At 72.8% G+C, this 18,410-nt stretch carries 16 protein-coding genes and 1 pseudogene; 10 read left to right on the top strand and 7 right to left on the bottom strand.

All coding sequences use genetic code 11. From position 1 onward, the window contains the following. Nucleotides 1-93 precede the first annotated feature (93 nt). Complete coding sequence (locus tag ACIGXW_RS04405; RefSeq protein ID WP_399570817.1) at nucleotides 94-945, top strand: arylamine N-acetyltransferase; 852 nt, start codon at nucleotides 94-96, stop codon at nucleotides 943-945. Here ACIGXW_RS04405 and ACIGXW_RS04400 read toward each other — a convergent pair. From ACIGXW_RS04400 to ACIGXW_RS04390, 3 genes are all read right to left on the bottom strand, one after another. Further along, nucleotides 920-2,305: an MFS transporter gene (locus ACIGXW_RS04400; protein WP_399570815.1), complete on the bottom strand. Its 1,386-nt coding sequence runs from the start codon at nucleotides 2,303-2,305 to the stop codon at nucleotides 920-922. The two genes, ACIGXW_RS04405 and ACIGXW_RS04400, sit on opposite strands and share 26 nt — an antisense overlap. Before the next feature lie 50 nt (nucleotides 2,306-2,355). Beyond that, nucleotides 2,356-3,024, bottom strand: coding sequence for a TetR/AcrR family transcriptional regulator (locus ACIGXW_RS04395; RefSeq protein ID WP_399569662.1), 669 nt, complete (start codon nucleotides 3,022-3,024; stop codon nucleotides 2,356-2,358). A 103-nt stretch (nucleotides 3,025-3,127) separates the two neighbouring features. Further along, a complete protein-coding gene (locus ACIGXW_RS04390) occupies nucleotides 3,128-4,447 on the bottom strand; it encodes an aminotransferase class I/II-fold pyridoxal phosphate-dependent enzyme (RefSeq protein WP_399569660.1) in 1,320 nt (439 codons plus the stop codon). A gap of 95 nt (nucleotides 4,448-4,542) precedes the next feature. On the opposite strand from ACIGXW_RS04390, the gene ACIGXW_RS04385 reads away from it, so the two are divergent. Then, nucleotides 4,543-5,805, top strand: a complete 1,263-nt coding sequence (locus tag ACIGXW_RS04385) for an MFS transporter (protein WP_399569657.1) — start codon at nucleotides 4,543-4,545, stop codon at nucleotides 5,803-5,805. Here the strand turns inward: ACIGXW_RS04385 and ACIGXW_RS04380 are convergent. Beyond that, nucleotides 5,790-7,154: an NAD(P)/FAD-dependent oxidoreductase gene (locus ACIGXW_RS04380; RefSeq protein ID WP_399569655.1), complete on the bottom strand. Its 1,365-nt coding sequence runs from the start codon at nucleotides 7,152-7,154 to the stop codon at nucleotides 5,790-5,792. The two genes, ACIGXW_RS04385 and ACIGXW_RS04380, sit on opposite strands and share 16 nt — an antisense overlap. Nucleotides 7,155-7,278: 124 nt before the next feature. Continuing rightward, nucleotides 7,279-7,749 carry a hypothetical protein gene (locus ACIGXW_RS04375; RefSeq protein WP_399569653.1) on the bottom strand — a complete coding sequence of 157 codons (471 nt, stop codon included), beginning with the start codon at nucleotides 7,747-7,749 and terminating at the stop codon, nucleotides 7,279-7,281. A 213-nt stretch (nucleotides 7,750-7,962) separates the two neighbouring features. On the opposite strand from ACIGXW_RS04375, the gene ACIGXW_RS04370 reads away from it, so the two are divergent. From ACIGXW_RS04370 to ACIGXW_RS04345, 6 genes and pseudogenes are all read left to right on the top strand, one after another. Continuing rightward, the gene (locus tag ACIGXW_RS04370; RefSeq protein ID WP_399569650.1) at nucleotides 7,963-8,532 is read left to right on the top strand and encodes a GNAT family N-acetyltransferase; all 570 of its coding nucleotides are present in this window, start codon (nucleotides 7,963-7,965) and stop codon (nucleotides 8,530-8,532) included. A gap of 71 nt (nucleotides 8,533-8,603) precedes the next feature. Continuing rightward, a pseudogene (locus ACIGXW_RS04365) lies at nucleotides 8,604-8,852 on the top strand (DJ-1/PfpI family protein); the annotation flags it as partial. 32 nt (nucleotides 8,853-8,884) lie between these two features. Next, nucleotides 8,885-9,319 (top strand): protein-tyrosine phosphatase family protein, encoded by a 435-nt coding sequence (locus ACIGXW_RS04360; protein WP_071966441.1) that lies wholly within the window; start codon nucleotides 8,885-8,887, stop codon nucleotides 9,317-9,319. Between the two features lie 76 nt (nucleotides 9,320-9,395). Further along, nucleotides 9,396-11,012 carry a hypothetical protein gene (locus ACIGXW_RS04355; RefSeq protein WP_399569648.1) on the top strand — a complete coding sequence of 539 codons (1,617 nt, stop codon included), beginning with the start codon at nucleotides 9,396-9,398 and terminating at the stop codon, nucleotides 11,010-11,012. 176 nt (nucleotides 11,013-11,188) lie between these two features. Then, nucleotides 11,189-12,451, top strand: coding sequence for a threonine--tRNA ligase (gene thrS, locus ACIGXW_RS04350; RefSeq protein WP_399569646.1), 1,263 nt, complete (start codon nucleotides 11,189-11,191; stop codon nucleotides 12,449-12,451). A 1,029-nt stretch (nucleotides 12,452-13,480) separates the two neighbouring features. Next, nucleotides 13,481-14,974, top strand: a complete 1,494-nt coding sequence (locus ACIGXW_RS04345) for a helix-turn-helix domain-containing protein (RefSeq protein WP_399569644.1) — start codon at nucleotides 13,481-13,483, stop codon at nucleotides 14,972-14,974. A 43-nt stretch (nucleotides 14,975-15,017) separates the two neighbouring features. On the opposite strand, the gene ACIGXW_RS04340 is transcribed toward ACIGXW_RS04345, so the two are convergent. After that, nucleotides 15,018-15,875: a maleylpyruvate isomerase N-terminal domain-containing protein gene (locus tag ACIGXW_RS04340; protein WP_399569642.1), complete on the bottom strand. Its 858-nt coding sequence runs from the start codon at nucleotides 15,873-15,875 to the stop codon at nucleotides 15,018-15,020. A 124-nt stretch (nucleotides 15,876-15,999) separates the two neighbouring features. Between ACIGXW_RS04340 and ACIGXW_RS04335 the strand changes: the two genes are divergently transcribed. Beyond that, nucleotides 16,000-17,229 carry a cytochrome P450 gene (locus ACIGXW_RS04335; protein ID WP_399569640.1) on the top strand — a complete coding sequence of 410 codons (1,230 nt, stop codon included), beginning with the start codon at nucleotides 16,000-16,002 and terminating at the stop codon, nucleotides 17,227-17,229. A 21-nt stretch (nucleotides 17,230-17,250) separates the two neighbouring features. Here the strand turns inward: ACIGXW_RS04335 and ACIGXW_RS04330 are convergent, their stop codons facing one another. Beyond that, nucleotides 17,251-17,853 carry a hypothetical protein gene (locus tag ACIGXW_RS04330; RefSeq protein ID WP_399569637.1) on the bottom strand — a complete coding sequence of 201 codons (603 nt, stop codon included), beginning with the start codon at nucleotides 17,851-17,853 and terminating at the stop codon, nucleotides 17,251-17,253. 216 nt (nucleotides 17,854-18,069) lie between these two features. Between ACIGXW_RS04330 and ACIGXW_RS04325 the strand changes: the two genes are divergently transcribed. After that, nucleotides 18,070-18,393 carry a DMT family transporter gene (locus ACIGXW_RS04325; RefSeq protein ID WP_399569635.1) on the top strand — a complete coding sequence of 108 codons (324 nt, stop codon included), beginning with the start codon at nucleotides 18,070-18,072 and terminating at the stop codon, nucleotides 18,391-18,393. Nucleotides 18,394-18,410 lie beyond the last annotated feature (17 nt).

The raw sequence follows: 18,410 nt of genomic DNA, 5'->3' as shown, positions 1-18,410 counted from the left end.
AGGTCGAGGTCCGCACGGTCTCCGGGCAGAGGCCCCGGCTGCGGTGCTTCGCATACGGTCGTGTCCGCAACGATCGAGAAGCGAGGAACCACGATGCAGACGGACCGCACGCACGACTGGAACGGCGACCTGCTGGATCTCGACGCCTATCTGGACCACATCGGATACCACGGCGAGCGGGCCCCGACCCTGGACGTGCTGCGTGCCCTGCACCGGGGGCACGTCACCTCCATACCCTTCGAGAACCTCAACGCCGTCCTGGGCGTTCCGGTCCTGCTGGACGTCGAGTCCGTCCAGGACAAGCTGGTGCGCGGCGGCCGCGGCGGCTACTGCTTCGAGCACGTCGTGCTGTTCGCCGCCGTCCTCGAGCGGCTGGGCTTCGAGTTCAGCGCCATGAGCGGGCGGGTGACGCTCGGCGCGGACAAGATCCTGCCCGCCACCCACGCGTTGCTGGCCGTGACGGCCGCCGACGACGAGCGGCTGTGGCTGTGCGACGTCGGATTCGGCTGCGGGCCGCTGGAGCCGATCGAGCTCGCGGACGGCACCGAGGTGGACTACGAGGGCTGGAAGTTCCGGCTGGAGCGCCGCCCGGGCGTCTTCGGCATCGACGACTGGTGGCTGTACCAGCTCAAGGCCGATGGCTGGCTGGACCGGCACACCTTCACCCTCAATCCGCAGTACACGATCGACTATGTGGTGGGCAGCCACTACGTCTCCACCCATCCCCGGTCCCCCTTCGTCAAGCGCCCGTTCGCCCAGCGGTTCACCGCCACCCACCACCACCGGCTCGACGCCACGACCTTGACCACCTTCCGCCCCGACGGTTCGTCCACCGAGCGGAAGATCGAGCCGGCCGAGCTCGGGCAGGTGCTGGAGGAGGACTTCGGGATCAGCCTGGACGCCGAGGACCTCGCCCGGCTCAGGGACGGCCTTCAGTCGGCCTGACCCGGCCCGGGGCCACGGCAGTTCGCTTCTCCGGGCGTCCGTGCGGCAGCAGCGCCGCCGGCAGCAGGGCGAGGGCGGCGAGGGCTGCCAGGACGAGCACGGTGGGGCCGGTCTCCGGGGCGGACCGGAGCGCGTCGGCGGCCGTGCGGCCGGCGGTGGGCACGCTCGTCGGCATCATGCTCGAGGCGACGGCGATGCCGAGGGTCGGGCCGATGTTCATGGCCGTCTGCTTCAGTCCGCCGACGACCCCGGCGTACCCCGCCGGCGCGTCGCCGACGACGGTCCCGGTGGCGGTGACCATCACGGTGGCGAAGCCCGCGCCGAGGACGGCGAAGGCGGCGCCGGTGGCCGTCCATGTGCCGGCCGAGGTGAGCCGGGAGAGGCCCGTGAGGCCGAGGACGACGAGGAGGATGCCGGCGGTCGCCGTGCGGCGCGGGCCGTAGCGGCGCAGCGCGGCGCCGGCGAGGGGCGCGCCGAGGACCATGAGCGCGGTCATCGGCAGGACCCGCAGGCCGGTGGTGAGGGGGTCGAGCCCGAGGACGTCCTGGAGGACGAAGGTCGCCACGAACAGGGCGCCGAACATGCCGCCGGTGGTGACCAGCAGGATGCCCATCGACGCCGTCACCGGCAGGGACCGTGCCACGGCGCGCGGCACGATGGGGTGGTCGATGCGGCGTTCGTGCGCGAGGAGTACGGCCGCGAGGCCCGTGGTGACGGCGAGCCCGAGCAGGGTCGGCGCCGCGGTCCAGCCGTGCGCCGGCACGCCGGCCAGGGTGTGGACGAGGGCCGCGAGGGCGGCGGCGAGCAGGGTGGCGCCCGGGAGGTCGAGCCGCTGGGACGCGGCGGCCGGGGGCGTGGGCACCCGTACGGCGAGGGTGAGCGCGGCTATCACGAGGGCGACGGGGACGTTGACCCAGAACACGGCGCGCCAGCCCAGGTGTGCGACGAGGACGCCGCCGAGGAGCGGGCCGGCCGCCGAGGCCACTCCGATCGCGCTGGTGCGGAGGGCGATCGCTGTCCCGATCCGGTCCGCGGGGTAGGCCAGTCTCAGCAGGGCGAGGGTGGCCGGCTGCAGCAGTGCGCCGAAGACGCCCTGCAGGGCGCGCAGGCCGATGACCCAGCCCACGGAGGGCGCGAGCGCGATGCCGGCCGAGGTGGCCGCGAAGCCGAGGACGCCGGTGAACAGCAGCCGGGGGTGCCCGTACCGGTCGCCGAGCCGGCCGGCGAGGACGAGGAGGGCCGCGACGGCGAGCAGATACCCGGTGCTGGTCCACTGGACCTGGGCCACACTGGCGCCGAGTTCGTGCTGCATGCCGGGTTGCGCCATGAGCAGCACCGTGCCGTCCAGGGCGACGATCATCGCTCCGGTCACGCTGGCCGCGAGCGCCAGGTGGCGCCGTGCGGGCCCGTTCACGCGTCCACCGGGCCGAGGTGGGTGTCCAGGACCGCCGAGACGAGCCGGTCGAGGTGGTCGCCGCCGGGCGTGGTGGTGCCGAGGGCGAGGGGGAGGCTGCCCCACGTCCACAGTTGGGCGAGGCCGTGCAGGTTCGTCCAGAGGGCGGCGGCCGTGACGGCGGGTGGCTGCCCCGCGGGGCCGTGCTCCGGGCGGCACCGCTCGACGAGCCCGACGAAGACCTCGAACATGGGCAGGGTCGACTCCCGCAGCCGGGGCCGGTCCGCCGCGTCGTTCCCGTCGGCGCCCGGCCTCTCGTCCCGGGGCGCTTCCTTCTCGCTGTCGAGCAGGTCGTGACGGAACATCAGCTCGAACATGCCGCGGTGCTCCAGCGCGTACCCGACGTACTCCCGTCCGATCGCCCGCACCTGCTCGCGCGGTGTCCTGGCGCCGTCGGGTGTGGGTGCGGTGGCGGCTTTGATGCGTGCTGCGAGGTCGGCGAAGCCGCGGCGGGCGATCGCGGAGAGCAGGGACTGGTGCGTGGGGAAGTAGCGCCGTGGCGCCCCGTGGGAGACCCCTGCCCGGCGGGCGATCTCGCGGAGCCCCAGTGCGGCGCTTCCCTCGGTCATCACGAGGTCCACTCCGACGTCGATCAGCCGGTCGCGGAGGGAGGGTTCATCGTCCATGGACAGTGTCTACCAGGTGTGCGTAGACACTGTCTACTCGACGGGCTGGGGGCGACCTCCTGACGGTCCTCCGCTCTTCCGCCGAACCGGGGGCGGGCCGCCCTCACCCCCCGTACGTGGCCTGGGACTCCCCCAGCACGGCGGCGAAGTCGCCGGCCAGCCGTCGCGCGTCGGCCGGCGACAGGCCGGCGGTGGTGATCCGCACTCCGGGTGCGGTCCCGATGCGGAACCGCGCTCCGGCCGCGACCCACCAGCCGTACGTCCGCAGCCCGTTCACCACCGCCGACTCGTCCTGCACCGGCACCCATACGTTCATGCCGCTCACGCCGTGGGCGGCGATGCCGCGCCGCCCGAGCTCGGCGGTCAGGGCGCGCCGGCGCTCGTCGTACGCCTCCCGTGCCCGCCGGACCAGGGCCTGGGTGCCGGCGTCCGTCATCAGGGTGAGCACCGTCTCCTGCAGCAGATGACTCACCCAGCCGGAGGTGAGCAGCAGCCGTCCGTCGTGGCGGGCCAGCGTCGTCGCGTCGCAGGCGGCCGCCGCCCACCGCAGGTCCGTGCCCAGGTACTTCGTCACGGTCGCCACATGCGCCCAGCGGGTGAGCCCGCCCGCGGTGAGGGTGTGGAGGGGGGCCGCGGCGATGCTCCCGGCGTGGTCGTTCTCGATCACGAGGACGTCGGGCGCCTCACGCAGGGCGGCCACGAGCGCGTCGCGGCGGGCGGCGGAGAGGCAGCCGCCGTACGGGTTCTGCGCCCGGGGGCTGCAGACGACGGCCCGCACCCCCGTCCGCAGCACGGCACGCAGCGCCTCGGGGCGCATTCCCTCGTCGTCGACCGCGACGGGGACCGTGCGCAGACCCAACGCCGTGATCAGGTCGAGCAGATGGTGGTAGCCGGGGTCCTCCATGGCCACGGCGTCGCCCGGCCGGAGCTCGACGGAGAGCAGCCGTCCGATCAGGTCCAGTGCTCCGTGCGCGAACGTCACGTGCTCCACTGGCACGCCGTCGGCCCCGAGCCATTGCCGTACGGCCTCCTCGAGGCGGGGCAGCCGGGGGGACGAGCGGTGGGAGCGGGCGCCGGGCGACAGGCGGCCGGGCGGCAGCAGGTCGGGCAGGAACGCGGGGTCGGGGTGGCCGCCCGCCAGGTCGCGCAGGCCTTCCGGCACCTTGGGCGGGCGCCGGGACGCCACGGCGGGGGCGGGCGCCACGACCGTACCGCCGCGTCCGCGGGTGACGACGATGCCGCGCCCGCGCAGTTCCTTGTAGGCGGTGGCGACCGTTCCGGGGCTGATCCCGAGGTCCTCCGCGAGCCGGCGCACCGGGGGGAGGGCCGCGCCGGGTTCCAACCTGCCGTCGGTCACGGCCTGTTCGACTGAAGCGGAAAGGGCCTTGGCCGTCGTACCGGTGATCCCATATTGTGTTGTCACGTAGTCAAGTATGTATCAATACATAACTGGTCGGCAAGAGAATCGGGGGGACCGTGAGCTCGGGTCGCAGGTGGATCGCCGCTGTGGAAGCACGCGTGCCGGGAGGCCGGGACGGGCGCCGGATGCTGTGGGTGGCTCTGGTCGACAGGGTCGGCAGCGGCCTGTGGGCCGCCACGTCAGTGCTGTACTTCACCTACGTCGCCCACCTCGGCGTGGGCCGGGTCGGCACCCTCGTCGCCGTCGCCGGCGTCGCCGGCATCGCGGGAGCACCGCTCGGCGGGCGCATGGCCGACCGGCTGCCGCTCACCCGCGTGCTCGCCGCCTTCCAGCTCCTGCGCGCCGTGGCCGCCCTCGGCCTGCTCACCACGGGCGACTTCGCCCTGCTGCTGGTCTGTTCGGCGGTCGGCGGCTTCGGCGACCGCGGGGCGAGCGTTCTGACCAAGCTCTACGGTTCGCGCATCGCGGGCAGCGAGCGGGTCCGCTACCAGGCGGTCAACCGCACGGTCGCCAACGCCGGCTGGGCCATAGGCGGCCTCGGCGCGGCGGCGGCGCTGGGCATCGGCACGACCGCCGTCTACCGCTACCTGCTCCTCGGCGACGCCCTCTCCTTCGTCGTGGTCGCCCTCATCACCCTGCGCTGCTCGGAGGCCTCCGCGCCCGCCCGCACCGTCGCCAAGGGCTCCGGCCCCACGCCCTCGACGACACCCGCGAGCCCCTGGCGCGACCGCTCCTACCTCACGTACATGGCCACCGAGGCGGTGCTCTTCCTCGACGACTCCGTCATCAGGGTGGGCCTGCCGCTGTGGGCCGTCCGCGCCACCGACGCCCCGCACGGCCTCGTCCCTCTGCTGCTGGTGCTCAACAGCGTGCTGGTCGTGGCCCTCCAGGTGCCCCTGGCCCGGTTCGGCGCCACCACGGCCAAGGCCCGCGCGCTCCTCCTCCCCCTGTGTCTGACGTTCGCGGCGGCCGGCATCGCCATGGCGGCCTCCGCCGCGCACGGCGCCGTGCTCGCCACCGTCTTCCTCACCCTCGCGGCCACCGCCGTCACCCTGGCCGAGATGCTCCACGCCACCGTCTCCTGGGAGCTGTCCGTCGCCCTCGCCCCGGAGGACGCCCAGGGCGCCTACCTCGGCGTCCACGGCCTGGCCCAGGCGACCCAGCGCGCCCTGGGCCCGCTGGTCGTCACCGCGGCCGTCGCCACCGGCCCCCTCGGCTGGACGGCGTTCGGCACGCTCACCGCCGGCGCCTGCCTGGCGCAGCACCGCCTCGTCCGCGACCGGATGCCGAGGACTTCGGCGCAGGAGACGGCGCCGGAACCCTGCGGCCTGTCCCCGGCCGGTCGTCAGACGTCCCCGTGACCCTCCGCCGAGGAGGTCCGGGAGCGGATCTCCTCGGGCGTGAGATAGGCGTCGGTGAACTCGAAGTCCCGCAGGGTGGCGGGCCGTCGGCTCTGGAAGCCGGTACGGACGTAGTCGTCGCCCGCCGCGGCGTTCAACAGCCAGTTCGTCACCGTCCGCACCTTGGCGACCTGGGTGCGCAGCGCCATCAGGTGATAGCCGCGGGCCACCGCCTGCGCCGGGAGGCCGGTCAGCTGGACGCCCAGCGGCCTGGAGACGGCGTCCTTGCCGCCGAGGTCCACCACCAGCCCGAGGTCCTTGTGCACGTACGGTCGCAGCGGCTCGCCGCGCAGGTGTGCCACCACGTTGTCCGCGACCACCTTGCCCTGGCGTTGGGCGTGCTGTGCCGTGGGCGGACAGGCCGAGCCGTCGCCCTTGGCGACATCGGGCACGGCCGCGGCGTCGCCGAGCGCGAAGACGCCGTCGTAGCCCGGAAGCGTCATGCGGTCGGTGACGGCGAGCCGGCCCTTCACCGTCTCCGCGCCCAGGGTGCCGACCAGGGGGCTGGCCGCCACGCCCGCCGTCCACAGCAGGGTCCGGCACTGCAGCTCGCGGCCGTTGGTCAGGGTGACCCGTTCCCGTTCGACCTTGGCGACCGAGACGCCCAGGGATATCTCGATGCCGCGCCGCCGCAGGGTGCGCGTCGCCGCGGCTCCCAGTTTGTCGCCGAGTTCCGGCATGAGCTTGGGCGCCAGGTCCACGATGTGCCAGGTGATCTGTCGTGCGTCCAGACGGGGGTAGCGCCTGCACGCCGCCGTGGTGAGGCGCTGCAGGCAGGCGGCCGTCTCGGTGCCGGCGTAGCCGCCGCCCACCACGACGAACCGCAGGCGGGAGGCGCGTTCGGCCTCGTCGGTGGCCGCGTCGGCCAGGTCGAGCTGGGCGATGACGTGGTCGCGGAGGTAGGCGGCTTCGGCCAGGGTCTTCATGCCGAGGGCGTGCTCGGCGAGGCCGGGGATGTCGAAGGTGCGGGTGACGCTGCCCGGTGCGAGCACGATGACGTCGTACGGCTCGTCGACGACCTCGTCGGTGATCTTCCGTATGACGCAGACCTTGGCCCGGGCGTCCACGCCGATCGCTCCGCCGGGGATGACGCGGGTGCGGCGCAGTCCGCGGCGGAGCGAGACGGCCACGGACTGCGGGGTGAGGACGCCCGAGGCCACCTGGGGCAGGAGGGGCAGGTAGAGCTGGTAGTCGAAGGGCGCTACGAGCGTGATCAGCGCCTCGTCGGACGTGAGCGTGCGTTCCAGGCGGCGGGCGCACTCGACTCCGGCGAAGCCGCCGCCGACGATCAGGATCCGTGGACGTGTCATGTTCTGACGTCTGCTCGCTCGGCGGGGTTTCAGTACTGCCGCCGCCACCGGAAGTCGCTCCGGCGTTCCGGAGTGCGCCCCGGCGGCGCGTGCCACGGGCCGCCGGGGCGCCGGATGCGGAAGATCAGCGGAGGTGATCCGTGCCCGTGGCCCAGATCGCACGGCTGCCGTCGTAGATCACGACGTTCCCGTCGTCCTGGACGACCAGCCGCGAGCCGGGGTGGCCGGCGGTGTTGGAGGCCCAGACGGCCCGGCCGGAGCGGGAGTAGACGACGAAGTTGCCGTCCTCCTGGAACGCGGCCCGCCAGCCGCGGTTGACGGTGTTCGAGGCCCAGCGGGCCCGGTTGAACTCGTCGTAGACGACGAGGTTGCCGTCGGACTGCATGACCAGGCGGGCGGTGTCGGAACTCACCGACTGGTCTCTCTCCAGGACCGACGGGGCGTAGAGCGTCTGGCCGGCCTTGGTTCTCGCCCCGCCGGCCTGGTCCGTGGCCACTGAGGCGTTGTGGCCAGCGGGCGCCGCGCTCGCCTGACCGGCGAGCGTCATGGCACCGAGGGCGACGGATGCGAGCAGTGTGGCGATCTTCTTCCCCACGAAAGGGTCCTTTCGTCGAGTTGTTCGTCCACTGGTGCGCCCCCGGGAGGGGGCCTCAGCGGACTCTCGCACTCCCGTACGGCGGACGGCTCCCCTCCGCACCTTCCTGACGTGTTCGTGCCACTCTTTGGCCGGACTGCCGACGGCGCGGGGAACATGATCATTCTTCGGGGAGTTGTCCACACCGCTACGTGTACGCCGTCGAGGAGTGAGATGTTCGCGAAATCGCTGGGTGACGACCATGCCGAACTGCGGCCCCTGGAGCCGTGGAACGCGCAGGAGTACCTCGCCCACATCGACCGGTCCCGTGACCACATAGGCCGTCACATCCCGCTGCCGGAACGGGCCACCGACCTGGCCTCCGCCAGGGCGTTCCTGCAGTCGTACGCGGACAAGAAGGCCACCGACAGCGGGTCCCTCCACGGCATATGGGCGGACGGCACGCTCGTCGGGGGCGTTCTCTTCCGGTCCTTCGACGCCGCGGCCGGCACGTGTGAGGTCGGCTGCTGGCTGGAGGAGTCGGCCGTCGGCCGGGGGCTGGTCACACGGGCCATCCGGGTGCTCGTCGACTGGGCGGTCGACGAGCGCGGGATCCACCGCGTGGAGTGGCAGGCGTCCTCCGCCAACGCCGAGAGCATCAAGGTCGCCGAGCGCCTGGGCATGGTGCGGGAAGGGGTGCTGCGGGAGAGCTACCCCCACCGCGGCGTCCGCAGTGACATGGAGCTCTGGTCCGTGCTGGCCCCGCAGTGGCGGGCGCGGCGGGAGGCCGCCCGCCAGGGGTGAGGTGCCGTCGGCGGTGCGTGAGCGTCCGCGGGCGGGGTGCCGGGTAGGGATAGCCGGGCCGTCCCCGAGCCGCGAACAAGCCCGTCGCGCAGATCTGCCACGGCGCGCTCGCCCTGGCGGCGGCCGGTGTGCTCGAAGGCCGCCGTACCGCCGCCTATCCCGCCTGCGCGCCCGAGGTGCGTCTGGCAGGGGGCACGTTCGTGGACGCGGAGGCCGTGGTCGACGGCAACCTCGTCTCCGCCCGGGCCTGGCCCGACCACCCGGCGTGGATGCGCGCCTTCGTCGGCCTGCTGCGGGAGCAGGCGCCCGTCAAGGACTGAGGCCACCGCCCGGCCGCCGATAGGGTGTTCGCATGGCGGACGACTGGAACCCGACAGACCCCGGGGTCATGCGATTCCCCTCGGGCGTCCTGGTGCGCGGCCGCGGCCTGTGCCACCCCCTCCCCCCGGGACCTGCCCCGTCCTTCGCGGTCCATCTGCTCGGCAAGGAACCGCCGGCGACCGCATGGGACTCCCGCTGGGTGCGCTGGCCCGACTTCCGGCTCCCCCGGGACGCCCGGCAGGCACGGGAGGCGTTCGCGGAGGCGCTGGCCCGGGCGGCGCACGAACGCGTCGAGGTCGCCTGCGGCGGCGGACGCGGCCGGACGGGCACGGCCCTGGCGTGCATGGCCGTCCTGGACGGGGTCCCGGCGGCGCGGGCCGTGGAGTTCGTCCGCCGGAACTACCACCCGCGCGCGGTGGAGACGCCCTGGCAGCGCCGCTTCGTCCTGCGCTTCGCGGACGCGTAGGACGAAGCCGGCCGCGCCCTGCCCCCGGGGCGGCGGGGCGGCGGGGCCGCCGCCGTGGTGCCTGAGAACATTGCGTATGCACGTGATACCCGACGAGCCCTTTCCCGAGACCCGGTGGCCGTACCACGCCGCGGTGAGCAGCGACGGGGCGTGGCTCGCCGTCGTCGCCTCCCCCTCGCCGCGGGACGGCAGGTCGCGGGTGGCGGTGTACCGGAAGGGCGACCTCGCGCCCTGGCACTTCGTCGAGCTGGACCACCACGTCGAGGTCTTCACCTTCCACCCCACCCTCCCCCTCCTTGCCATCGGCACCGAGCGGGGCGACGAGTGGGAGCGGGAAGGGGAACTGGTCCTCCTCGAACCGGCGCCACGACGCCGGACCTCCCTCCCCTTCCCCGGCGTCGGGGTCACCGCCCTGCGCTGGCTCGACGAGCGCCGGCTGGAGGTGACCCTGGCCGAGCCCAACCGCTGCTACGACGATCCGGGCGACCTCCACACCCAGTGCGTCGCCGAGCGGGACGAGTGGCTCGGTCTCGAGGACGTCGAGGGCGGGGGCGTCGAGTTCGGCCCACGGGTCACGGTGGAGGACGAGGACATCCACTGGAGGCCCGCCGCCGACCGCCCGGGGGACAAGCTGGCCGCGTGGGCGGCCGAGGCGGGCCGCCCCTGGGGGCACCGCGACGCGGTGACGGCGGTGGAGGGACTGCGGGACGGGCGGACGCTCGCCGCACACTTCAACAGCAGCCTGCTGGCCTGCCGGTCGACTTCGGGCGAACTGCTGTGGTCAGTGCCCGTACCGGAGGAATTCCTCCACCGGTCCGGTCACCAGATGTACGTGGCGCCGGACGAGCGGACGGCGTGGGTCACGGTCTTCGTCGGGGACAGCGCGAACAGGAAGACGCTGCTCCAGCGGATCGACCTCGCGGACGGCACGGTCATCGCCGAGCGCCGGGTCGACTTCCCCGTCGCGCTCAGTGCACGCGCCGACGGCGCCTGGGCCGCCCGCGACTCCCGCTACCTCTTTCCCCCGGCGATGTGGCCGCCGTACGAGACCCCGGTGTTCACGCCCACGGGCAGGCAGCTGGACACGGTGGCGCTGGGCGAGTGCGATTCCTCGTACCACGGCTTCCGCATCCGCCGCTCCCCGCACCTGCTGTTCCTGCAGGGCATCGGCGAGCGGCTGTTCCCGCAGGGGTACAGCCATGAGCCGTGCCCGGAGAAGTGGGTGGTCAAGGTCTCGCCGGCGGGCATCGAGCCGCTGTTCCCGCTCCGGTGGGAGAAGTGCCCCGCGGGGCCCATCGGCGGGGGCCCGGGCGTCCATGTCGAGGACGGCCTCGGCCCGGCGGTCGTCCACGTCTGCACCACCCTCGACGGCACGTATCTCGTGCGCCGCGCCTTCGCCGACGGCGAGGTCGCATGGGCGCACCGCGTGGACGCCACCGTGGTGGGGGTGGACGCGGGCGCGGGTCTCCTCCATGTCGCCACCAGTGCGCGGGAGCTGCTGACGCTGCGCCCGGAGGACGGCGAGGTGGTGCGCCGCCGGCCGACCGCGGTCGGCCCGCACGTCTTCCTTCCGCGGTGCCTGAGCGTCGCCTCGAGCGGAGAGGTGCTGATCGGGACGGAGGAGGGCCGGACGCTGGTGTGCGGCCAGGAGGCGCAGGACCCGGACGCCGATCCCCTCACTGGCCGGAAATAATCACAAGCGGCCTCCGTGGCCCCTCTGTTACGGTCCCTGCCATGAAGCGCGCTGCCATGACGACGACGCCGGAGAGTGTCCCGGCGCGCTGACAGCTGTTCAGTCCGAAGCCCCGGGGCGAGTGCCCCGGGGCTTCGGCTTGCGGTCACTCGCCCGATGACCGTGAGGAGAACGCCATGAGGAACGCCACCCAGAACGTCATGCACGACCATCGCAAGCTCGGCCGCGAACTGGGCCTGTTCGACACCGACCCGCTGATCGGCGCGGGGCTGCCGTACTGGCTGCCCGACGGCGCGGCCGTGCGGCACGCCCTGGAGGAGTACATCCGCACCGCCGAGCGGCGGGCGGGCTACCGGCACGTGTACTCGCCGGTGCTCGGCAAGCGGGAGCTGTACGAGATCTCGGGGCACTGGTCGCACTACAGCGACGACATGTTCCCCCCGATGGACCTGGGCGGCGAGCAGGTCGTCCTGCGGCCGAGCCTGTGCCCCCACCACGCCGTGATCTACCGCTCCCGGCCGCGCAGTTACCGTGAGCTTCCGCTGCGCATGGCCGAGCTGGGCTGCATGTACCGGTCCGAACTCTCCGGGGTGCTGAGCGGGCTGAACCGCGTACGGGCCATCCAGCTCAACGACGGGCACATCTTCTGCACCCTGGACCAGGCCGCCGAGGAGGCGCGGGCCGCCCTCGAGATGATCCGCAGGGCGTACGAGGCGCTCGGCATCAGCCCGGCCCGCTTCCGCCTCTCCCTCCCGGGGCCCGGCGGGAAGTACGTGGACGCCCCCGAGATGTGGCGGCGGTCCACCGCGCTGCTCACCGATGTCCTCGACCGCTCCGGTCTGCCGTACGAGGCGGCCGAGGGCGAGGCCGCGTTCTACGGCCCCAAGATCGACGTCCAGGTCGCCGACGGCGCGGGCCGGGAGTCCACCTTGTCGACCGTCCAGATCGACTTCCACCAGCCGGAGCGATTCGACCTGCACTACATCGGCGCCGACGGCGCGAAACACCGGCCGGTGATGGTCCACCGCGCCATCGTCGGCAGCGTGGAGCGCGCCGTGGCCCACCTCATCGAACAGCACGGCGGCGCGTTCCCCGCCTGGCTGGCCCCCGTCCAGCTGGCCGTCCTGCCGGTCTCCGAGGCGGAGCTGCCGAACGCCGTGGCCCTCGCCCGGCGGTGCACCGAACTGGGGCTGCGCGCCGAGATCGCCGGGCCCGAGCACGGCACCCTGGGCGCCCGGATCCGTCTGGCCCGTCTCGTGCCCTACCAGGCGGTGATCGGCGCCAGGGAAGCCGCCGACGATCACGTGGCCGTGCGCCTGCGTGACGGGCGCCGCCTCGACCCGCGGCCGGCCGGGGACGTCCTCGCCCGCATCGGTGCCCTCGTCGACGCCCACAGCACCGACCTGTGGGAGGAGGCCGGGCACGGCGGAACCCGGTAGTCACGGTCCGCGCTCCGTGCTCCGGGCATGAAACAGCCCTCGGCGCTCCGTATCGGTCCGTGAGTCTCGGTCGTCGCCTGGACTCCGATGTCGATACGTACCCGCCGAGGGCCTAGCCAGTTGCCGAGATGGGGTCACTCGGGCCGATGGATGTCTACGTCTCCACCGACGGTGCGGCTCTCACCGGTTGTCTGGTGTATTGCCATTTTCCTCCCTCTTTGTCCGAAGTCAAGAGGGGGGATGCCGTCGGTCCGTCACCGGTCCGCACATCGCTGCCCGAGGCAACCTGATCCGCCGCACCGCCACGGGCCGGAGAGTGCCTGTCATACCAGGAAAGGAAGGCCCCACGGGCGAAATCAACGGAATCCGGCGAGATGGGCACGGGTTTTCTCTACGGAATTCGACCGGTCCTGCGGCGTTTCGCGAAATGGGCGCGATGCACCATTAGGGCGATTCGTTTTCGGCGCAGTGTAAAGATAAGGTCACGCTCAGGCGCGTGCAGGGCGTGAAGCGGTCGCCAAACCTTCATCCAAAACCCTGCACGCGTCCCTCAGCGATTCGACCGTCCAGGAGAAACCGAATGGAACGATCCCCCCGGCGCCGACGCGCCAAACAGCTTCAGCACCGTCTGGCTCACGACCTAGAGACTAGCAGTCGCTACGAAACCTTCCGTCGTGTGAACCGATCTGGCAAGCGTGCGCTTGCCTGGTTCCTGGCCATCCTTGTCACGGGTTTCCTGCTGATCTCGGGCGCCAGACTCCAGCTGCAGTTCACTCCGGAGTCCTTCTCCGCACTCCTCGCCACTCTCGGAATCGCTGGTCGCGGCCACTGGCCGAGGCGAAAGCGCCGGTCCTGAAATGCGCCCGGTGCCGGCCGGACGCCTCCGGCCGGCACCGGGCCCCCGTGACGAAAAACAGGAATCCGGAGAAGTCGTCCGGTTTCCGGTGACGGAAATACAGGCCCGCTCCCACCAAATCAGCGACGGAACTTCCCCGGCTGAACCCTTTTCGTAGCATGAGGACGGCGAGGATGAATTTCTGCCAGTTCTGCCAGACCCCCCTCGGATCCAGTGGCGAGCCCAAGGTGGGCCGCCCCCAGAAGTACTGCAGCACGCCGTGCCGCCAGGCCGCCTACCGCATGAGGAAGAACCCCCAGGCGGCCATCTCGGCCCCCGGCGTACCCGCACCGGCCGCACCCCCGGTGCGCCCCCCGCTGCCCAAACGCCGGCCCCGGGCCGTACAGGGGCAGTACCAGCCCTCCCCCTGCGTCCCCTCGGGGGCCGACGAGGTCCTCGCGGAGATCATCAAGGACATCCTCGAGGAGACCCGCCAGCTCCAGCGCGGCCTGCAGGCCCTCGACGCCGAGGAACCGCTGCGCAGGGCCGAGCAGCTGCGCGCCCAGCTCGAGAGCCTCACCGCCGGCCTCGTGGGCCGCGCACGCCACCGGCGCGTGACGTGGAGCCGCATCGGCCGGCTGCTGAACGTCAGCGAGGACACCGCACGCCACCGCTACACCAACGCCTACATCCTGCGCCGCCTCAGCCAGCACATCCACCTGAGGAGCACCCCGTCGTCCCTGGGCGCCCTCTACGGCGAGACCGCGCCGGCCGGGGAGTCGCCCCCGCCGTCCGACCTGCCGGTGGACACCCCCCTGTCGGCCCGGACTCCGGCGACCCCGGCCTTCAACCGGCTCGCACCCGTCCTGTCGATGCTCGCCCGCGCCTCCAAGATGCAGCTGCAGGTCCTCAGCCGCCGGGTCGGCTGCTCCGCCTCGTACCTCTCCCGGATCCTCAGCGGTGAGCGCGTGCCCGCCTGGCCGCTCACGGAGCGCTTCGCCATCGCCTGCGGGGCGGATCCCGCCGTGCTGCGCCAGGTGTGGGAGACCGAGCGCCTGCGGGACACGGCCGCCGTGGCCGCGCCCGTGGTGGCCAGTCCGGGCGAGATCATCGCCAGCCAGGACCGGCTGCTGGGCCCCGCACGCCTGCTGGCGGCCCTGCGGACCCTGCACGTGAGGGCAGGCCAGCCGACCGCGTACGACATCGCCGTCGCCACGCGCTGGCGGCTGTCGTCCGACCGGGTCACCACCATGCTGGAGGGGACGCAACCCGCCGAGTGGGACGACGTCGCCGCCCTCCTGCACGTCCTCGGCGGCCCGCTCGACTACTTCAGGCCGCTGTGGGAGGCGGCCGTGCACCAACCCGACCAGCAGCACCGGCGACCACCGGGGCAGGAGGACGAGCCGGAGCCGTCGCACCACCCCGTCTGCCGCCCCTCACCCCGCGCGGGTGAGCGGCCGGACGAGCAGGCGGGAGCGGCCGAGGACGGGGCCGGCGGCGAGTGCGCCGAGGAAGCCGACGAGGAGGGGGACGAACTGCACCATCTCCTCACCCGGTTCAACGGGGTCCTCAGCAGCAGCGACATCCTCGGCCTCGGACGGCGCGAACACCTGCGGGGAAGGATCGCCCGCCGGCGCAGCATCATCTGCACGGCGCCCCTCCTCAAGATCGACCCCGATCGTCCCTAGCCCGGCCGGCCGGCACCCGGGCGGTTCCCTCGGAAGCGCCCGGTCAGGGGCTGGCGATGAGCCGGGCGAGGCGCGGGGCGAGCCATGGCCTGGGGCCTCCCGCCCGCATCCGGCCGCGGGCGATCGCCTTCCAGATCGGCAGGCGCCGGAAGGAGACCAGCAGGAACTCGGTCGGCGCGGCCGTGATCCTGCAGTCGTAGGGGCGTGCGGGCGCGTCGCGGACCACCGTCGCCCGCCCGTCCTCGATGACGACCGCGAGCCGCGGCCCGCCCTTGAGCGCGAGGTCGAACGAGACCCTCACACCTCGCGCCTTCGTCTTGTCCAGGGCGAGCGGCATCATCGTCGGCATCGACTGGCCGAGCACCAGCCGTGCCTCGTCCGGTCCGATCGTCCAGGGGAGCCGGGCGCCGCGGGCGATGTCGAGGCCGTGGAGGAGGCTTTCGCTGAGCATGAGCCCGGTCGCCGTCGCCAGCGTGATGACGGCCTGCTGCCCGTACCAGGGGGTGGCGACGGGAGTCTGGGGTGCGAGGCCCTCGGTGACCCGCAGAAACGTCTCTCCCCTGTCGGCGATGACGTCGCCGAGGTGCCGGCGCTCGTCCTCGCCGAAGAGGCCGATCGCCTTGGCGTTCACGGCGGCGATCCGCTCGGCGAGCGGACCGTCGTCCGGTGGCAGGACGCTGTCCCAGTCGTCGAACTCGCCGGTGAACGCGGAGCAGTACGCCAGATAGGCGGCACACACGTGCGCGCCGACGTCGCCCACCGTCCATACCGGTACGCCGGAGGGCGCGCCCAGGTCGGGAACGCCGCGCACCAGGTGGACCAGGCGCGGGATCACGGCGCGCAGAGCGGCCCGGGTCCTGTCGTGCTCGGCGAGCGGATCGCAGCGGCCCTCGGCGCCCATGGCGCGCTCCTCTGACGGCGAATGAGCCCGCAGGCTACCGCCGGCAGCCCGTAGGCGGTAGAGGTTCGTTCTGTGGCACCGCAGGCATCGGCCGCCCCGCCGGCTTCCTTCGAGGAGGGTCACCATGAACGACGCAGCGCCCGCTCCCTACCCGCTCGACCCGACGGGAGCCGGGGGGCATGCGCAAGCCGCGCTCCTGCGCGCCCGGGGGCCGGTGGTCCCCATCCTGCTGCCGGGCGGGGTGGAGGCCGTGGCGGTCACCCGGTACACGGAGCTCAAGGAGTTCCTCGCCCACCCCGACGCGGCCAAGGGCCCCTGCCACTTCGCGGCGCTCCAGCAGGGCCGGATACCGGAGGGCTGGCCGCTCACGGTGTTCGCCACGCTCAAGGGCATGACCACCGCCGACGGGGACGACCACCGCCGGCTGCGCGCCCCGGTCTCCCGGGCGTTCACCGCCCGGCGGGTCGAGGCGCTGCGGCCCCGCGTGCGGGAGCTCGCCGACGCTCTCCTGGACGGGCTCGCGGACCGGGCCGGCCGGAACGGGGTCGTGGACCTGCGCGAGCACTTCGCCTATCCCCTGCCCATGGGTGTCATCTGCGAACTGCTCGGCGTCGACCAGGACTTGCGTGACGACGTGCACCGGCTCTCGCAGACGATCGTCAGCACCTCCGCCGGCCCGGAGCAGACCCTGGCGGCCAACCGCGACATGGCCGCCCTGCTCGACCAGGTCGTCGCGCGGCGCCGGAAGGCCCCCGGCGACGACCTCACCAGCGCGCTGATCGCCGCACAGGAGGAGGACGAGGAGCGGCTCAGCGGCCCGGAACTCGTCGGCACGCTCCTGCTGTTGGTCGTCGCCGGGCACGAGACGACCCTCAACCTCATCACCAACGCCGTACGGGCCCTGTGCGCCGACCCCGGCCAGCTGAGGGCGGTGCGCACCGGGCGGGCCGGCTGGGAGGACGTGGTGGAGGAAACCCTGCGCTACGACAGCCCGGTCGGCTTCTTCCCGTTCCGCTACCCCACGCGCGACCTGACGGTGGGCGGCGTGCTCGTACCCCGGGGCACCGCCGTGCTGGCCTCGTACAGCGCCGCCGGCCGGGACGAGCGTGCGTACGGTCCCGACGCGGCGCGCTTCGATGTGACCCGTCGCCCGGAGCAGCGCCATCTGTCCTTCGGGCACGGACCGCACTTCTGCCCCGGGGCGCACCTGGCCCGGCTGGAGGGGGCGATCGCGCTGGAGGCGCTGTTCGCCCGCTACCCGGACCTCACGCCCGCCGTGCCCGACCGCGCGCTGCCCCCGCACCCGAGCTTCGTCGGGAACAGCACGGACACGCTGCCCGTCCGGCTCGGGTGACGAGGTGCGGGAGCCGGCCGGTCAGTCGAGGGTCCACTTCAGGGGGGCCTTGTAGTAGCCGCGGGAGTAGGTGATGGCGGTGACCTTCTGCTTCTCCGGCACGATGAAGGGCATGCAGGCCGTGTGCTCCTCGTCCTTCTGCCACGTCGCCTCGGTGTCCAGGTCACGGCAGTCGGCGGGCCTGCCGGGCATGTCGCCGATGAGGATCAGCCGGGTGCCCCGCTGGTTGCCCTCGGCCAGCACCCCGACGTTGGTCGACACCATGGGGCCCTTGAACGGCATGTCGCCGCCGACCAGCTTGGCGTTGACGTACGCCCAGGCGACCGTCATCCCCTGGTACTTCTGCGCGTCCAGCTCGGTGAGGTCGGAAGGCTTGCCCATGACGACGCGCTGCGGCGTGATGGTGAACTTGCCGGTCTTGCCGTAGCGCCCGATCTCCATCGCCTCGGGGCTGGGCTGGCCGACCTTGAGCGGCTTGTCGGGCGCGGCCGAGGCCTTGCCCTTCTTGTCGCCCGAGCCGTTTCCGGTGGACGAGTTGCACGCCGTCAAGGCCAGTGCGACGGCTACGGTTCCGACGGCGAGCGCGGAGCGTCGCCAGGTGCCGGTCTTCGTGTGAGTGAGCAAGGTATCCCCGTTGATCGGTGGTGCCTTCCGGCCATCGAGTCCGGAATCAGCCAGGGAGTCTACGCAGGAACGTCTCGCCGGCCGCTGGCGGGGTGGGGACCGCCTCATCCTTTCGGGCTGACCGGCCGCGGCCACGGCGGATGCCGCGTCCTCGCGCGCCCACACTGTCAGGAAAGGACGTTCGGGTTCTCCGGCTGGACAAGGGAGGCGCAGGCCATGACGTGGATGCTGCTGGCAGGAGCGATCCTGGCGGAGGTGACGGGGACGGTGTCGCTGCGCCTGTCGGAGGGGTTCTCGAAGGTCGGGCCAAGCGTGGTCGTGGCGGTGGGGTACGTGACGGCGTTCGTGCTGATGTCACAGGTGCTCAAGCGGGGCATGCCGATCGGGATCGCCTATGGGATCTGGGCGGCCGTGGGGGTGGCGCTGGTGGCGCTGGCCGGCACGGTGCTCTTCAAGGACGGGCTGACGGCGGTGCAGATCGGGGGCCTGGTGCTGGTGGTGGCGGGGGTGATGGCGCTGGAGATGGGCGGTGCCCACTGATCCGGCGCCTGAAGGGG

Origin of the sequence: Streptomyces sp. NPDC053079 (assembly GCF_044546695.1) — a bacterium.
Lineage (GTDB): Bacteria > Actinomycetota > Actinomycetes > Streptomycetales > Streptomycetaceae > Streptomyces.
Note: the sequence above shows the minus strand (reverse complement) of the source record. Positions and strands in the feature narration are given on the sequence as shown.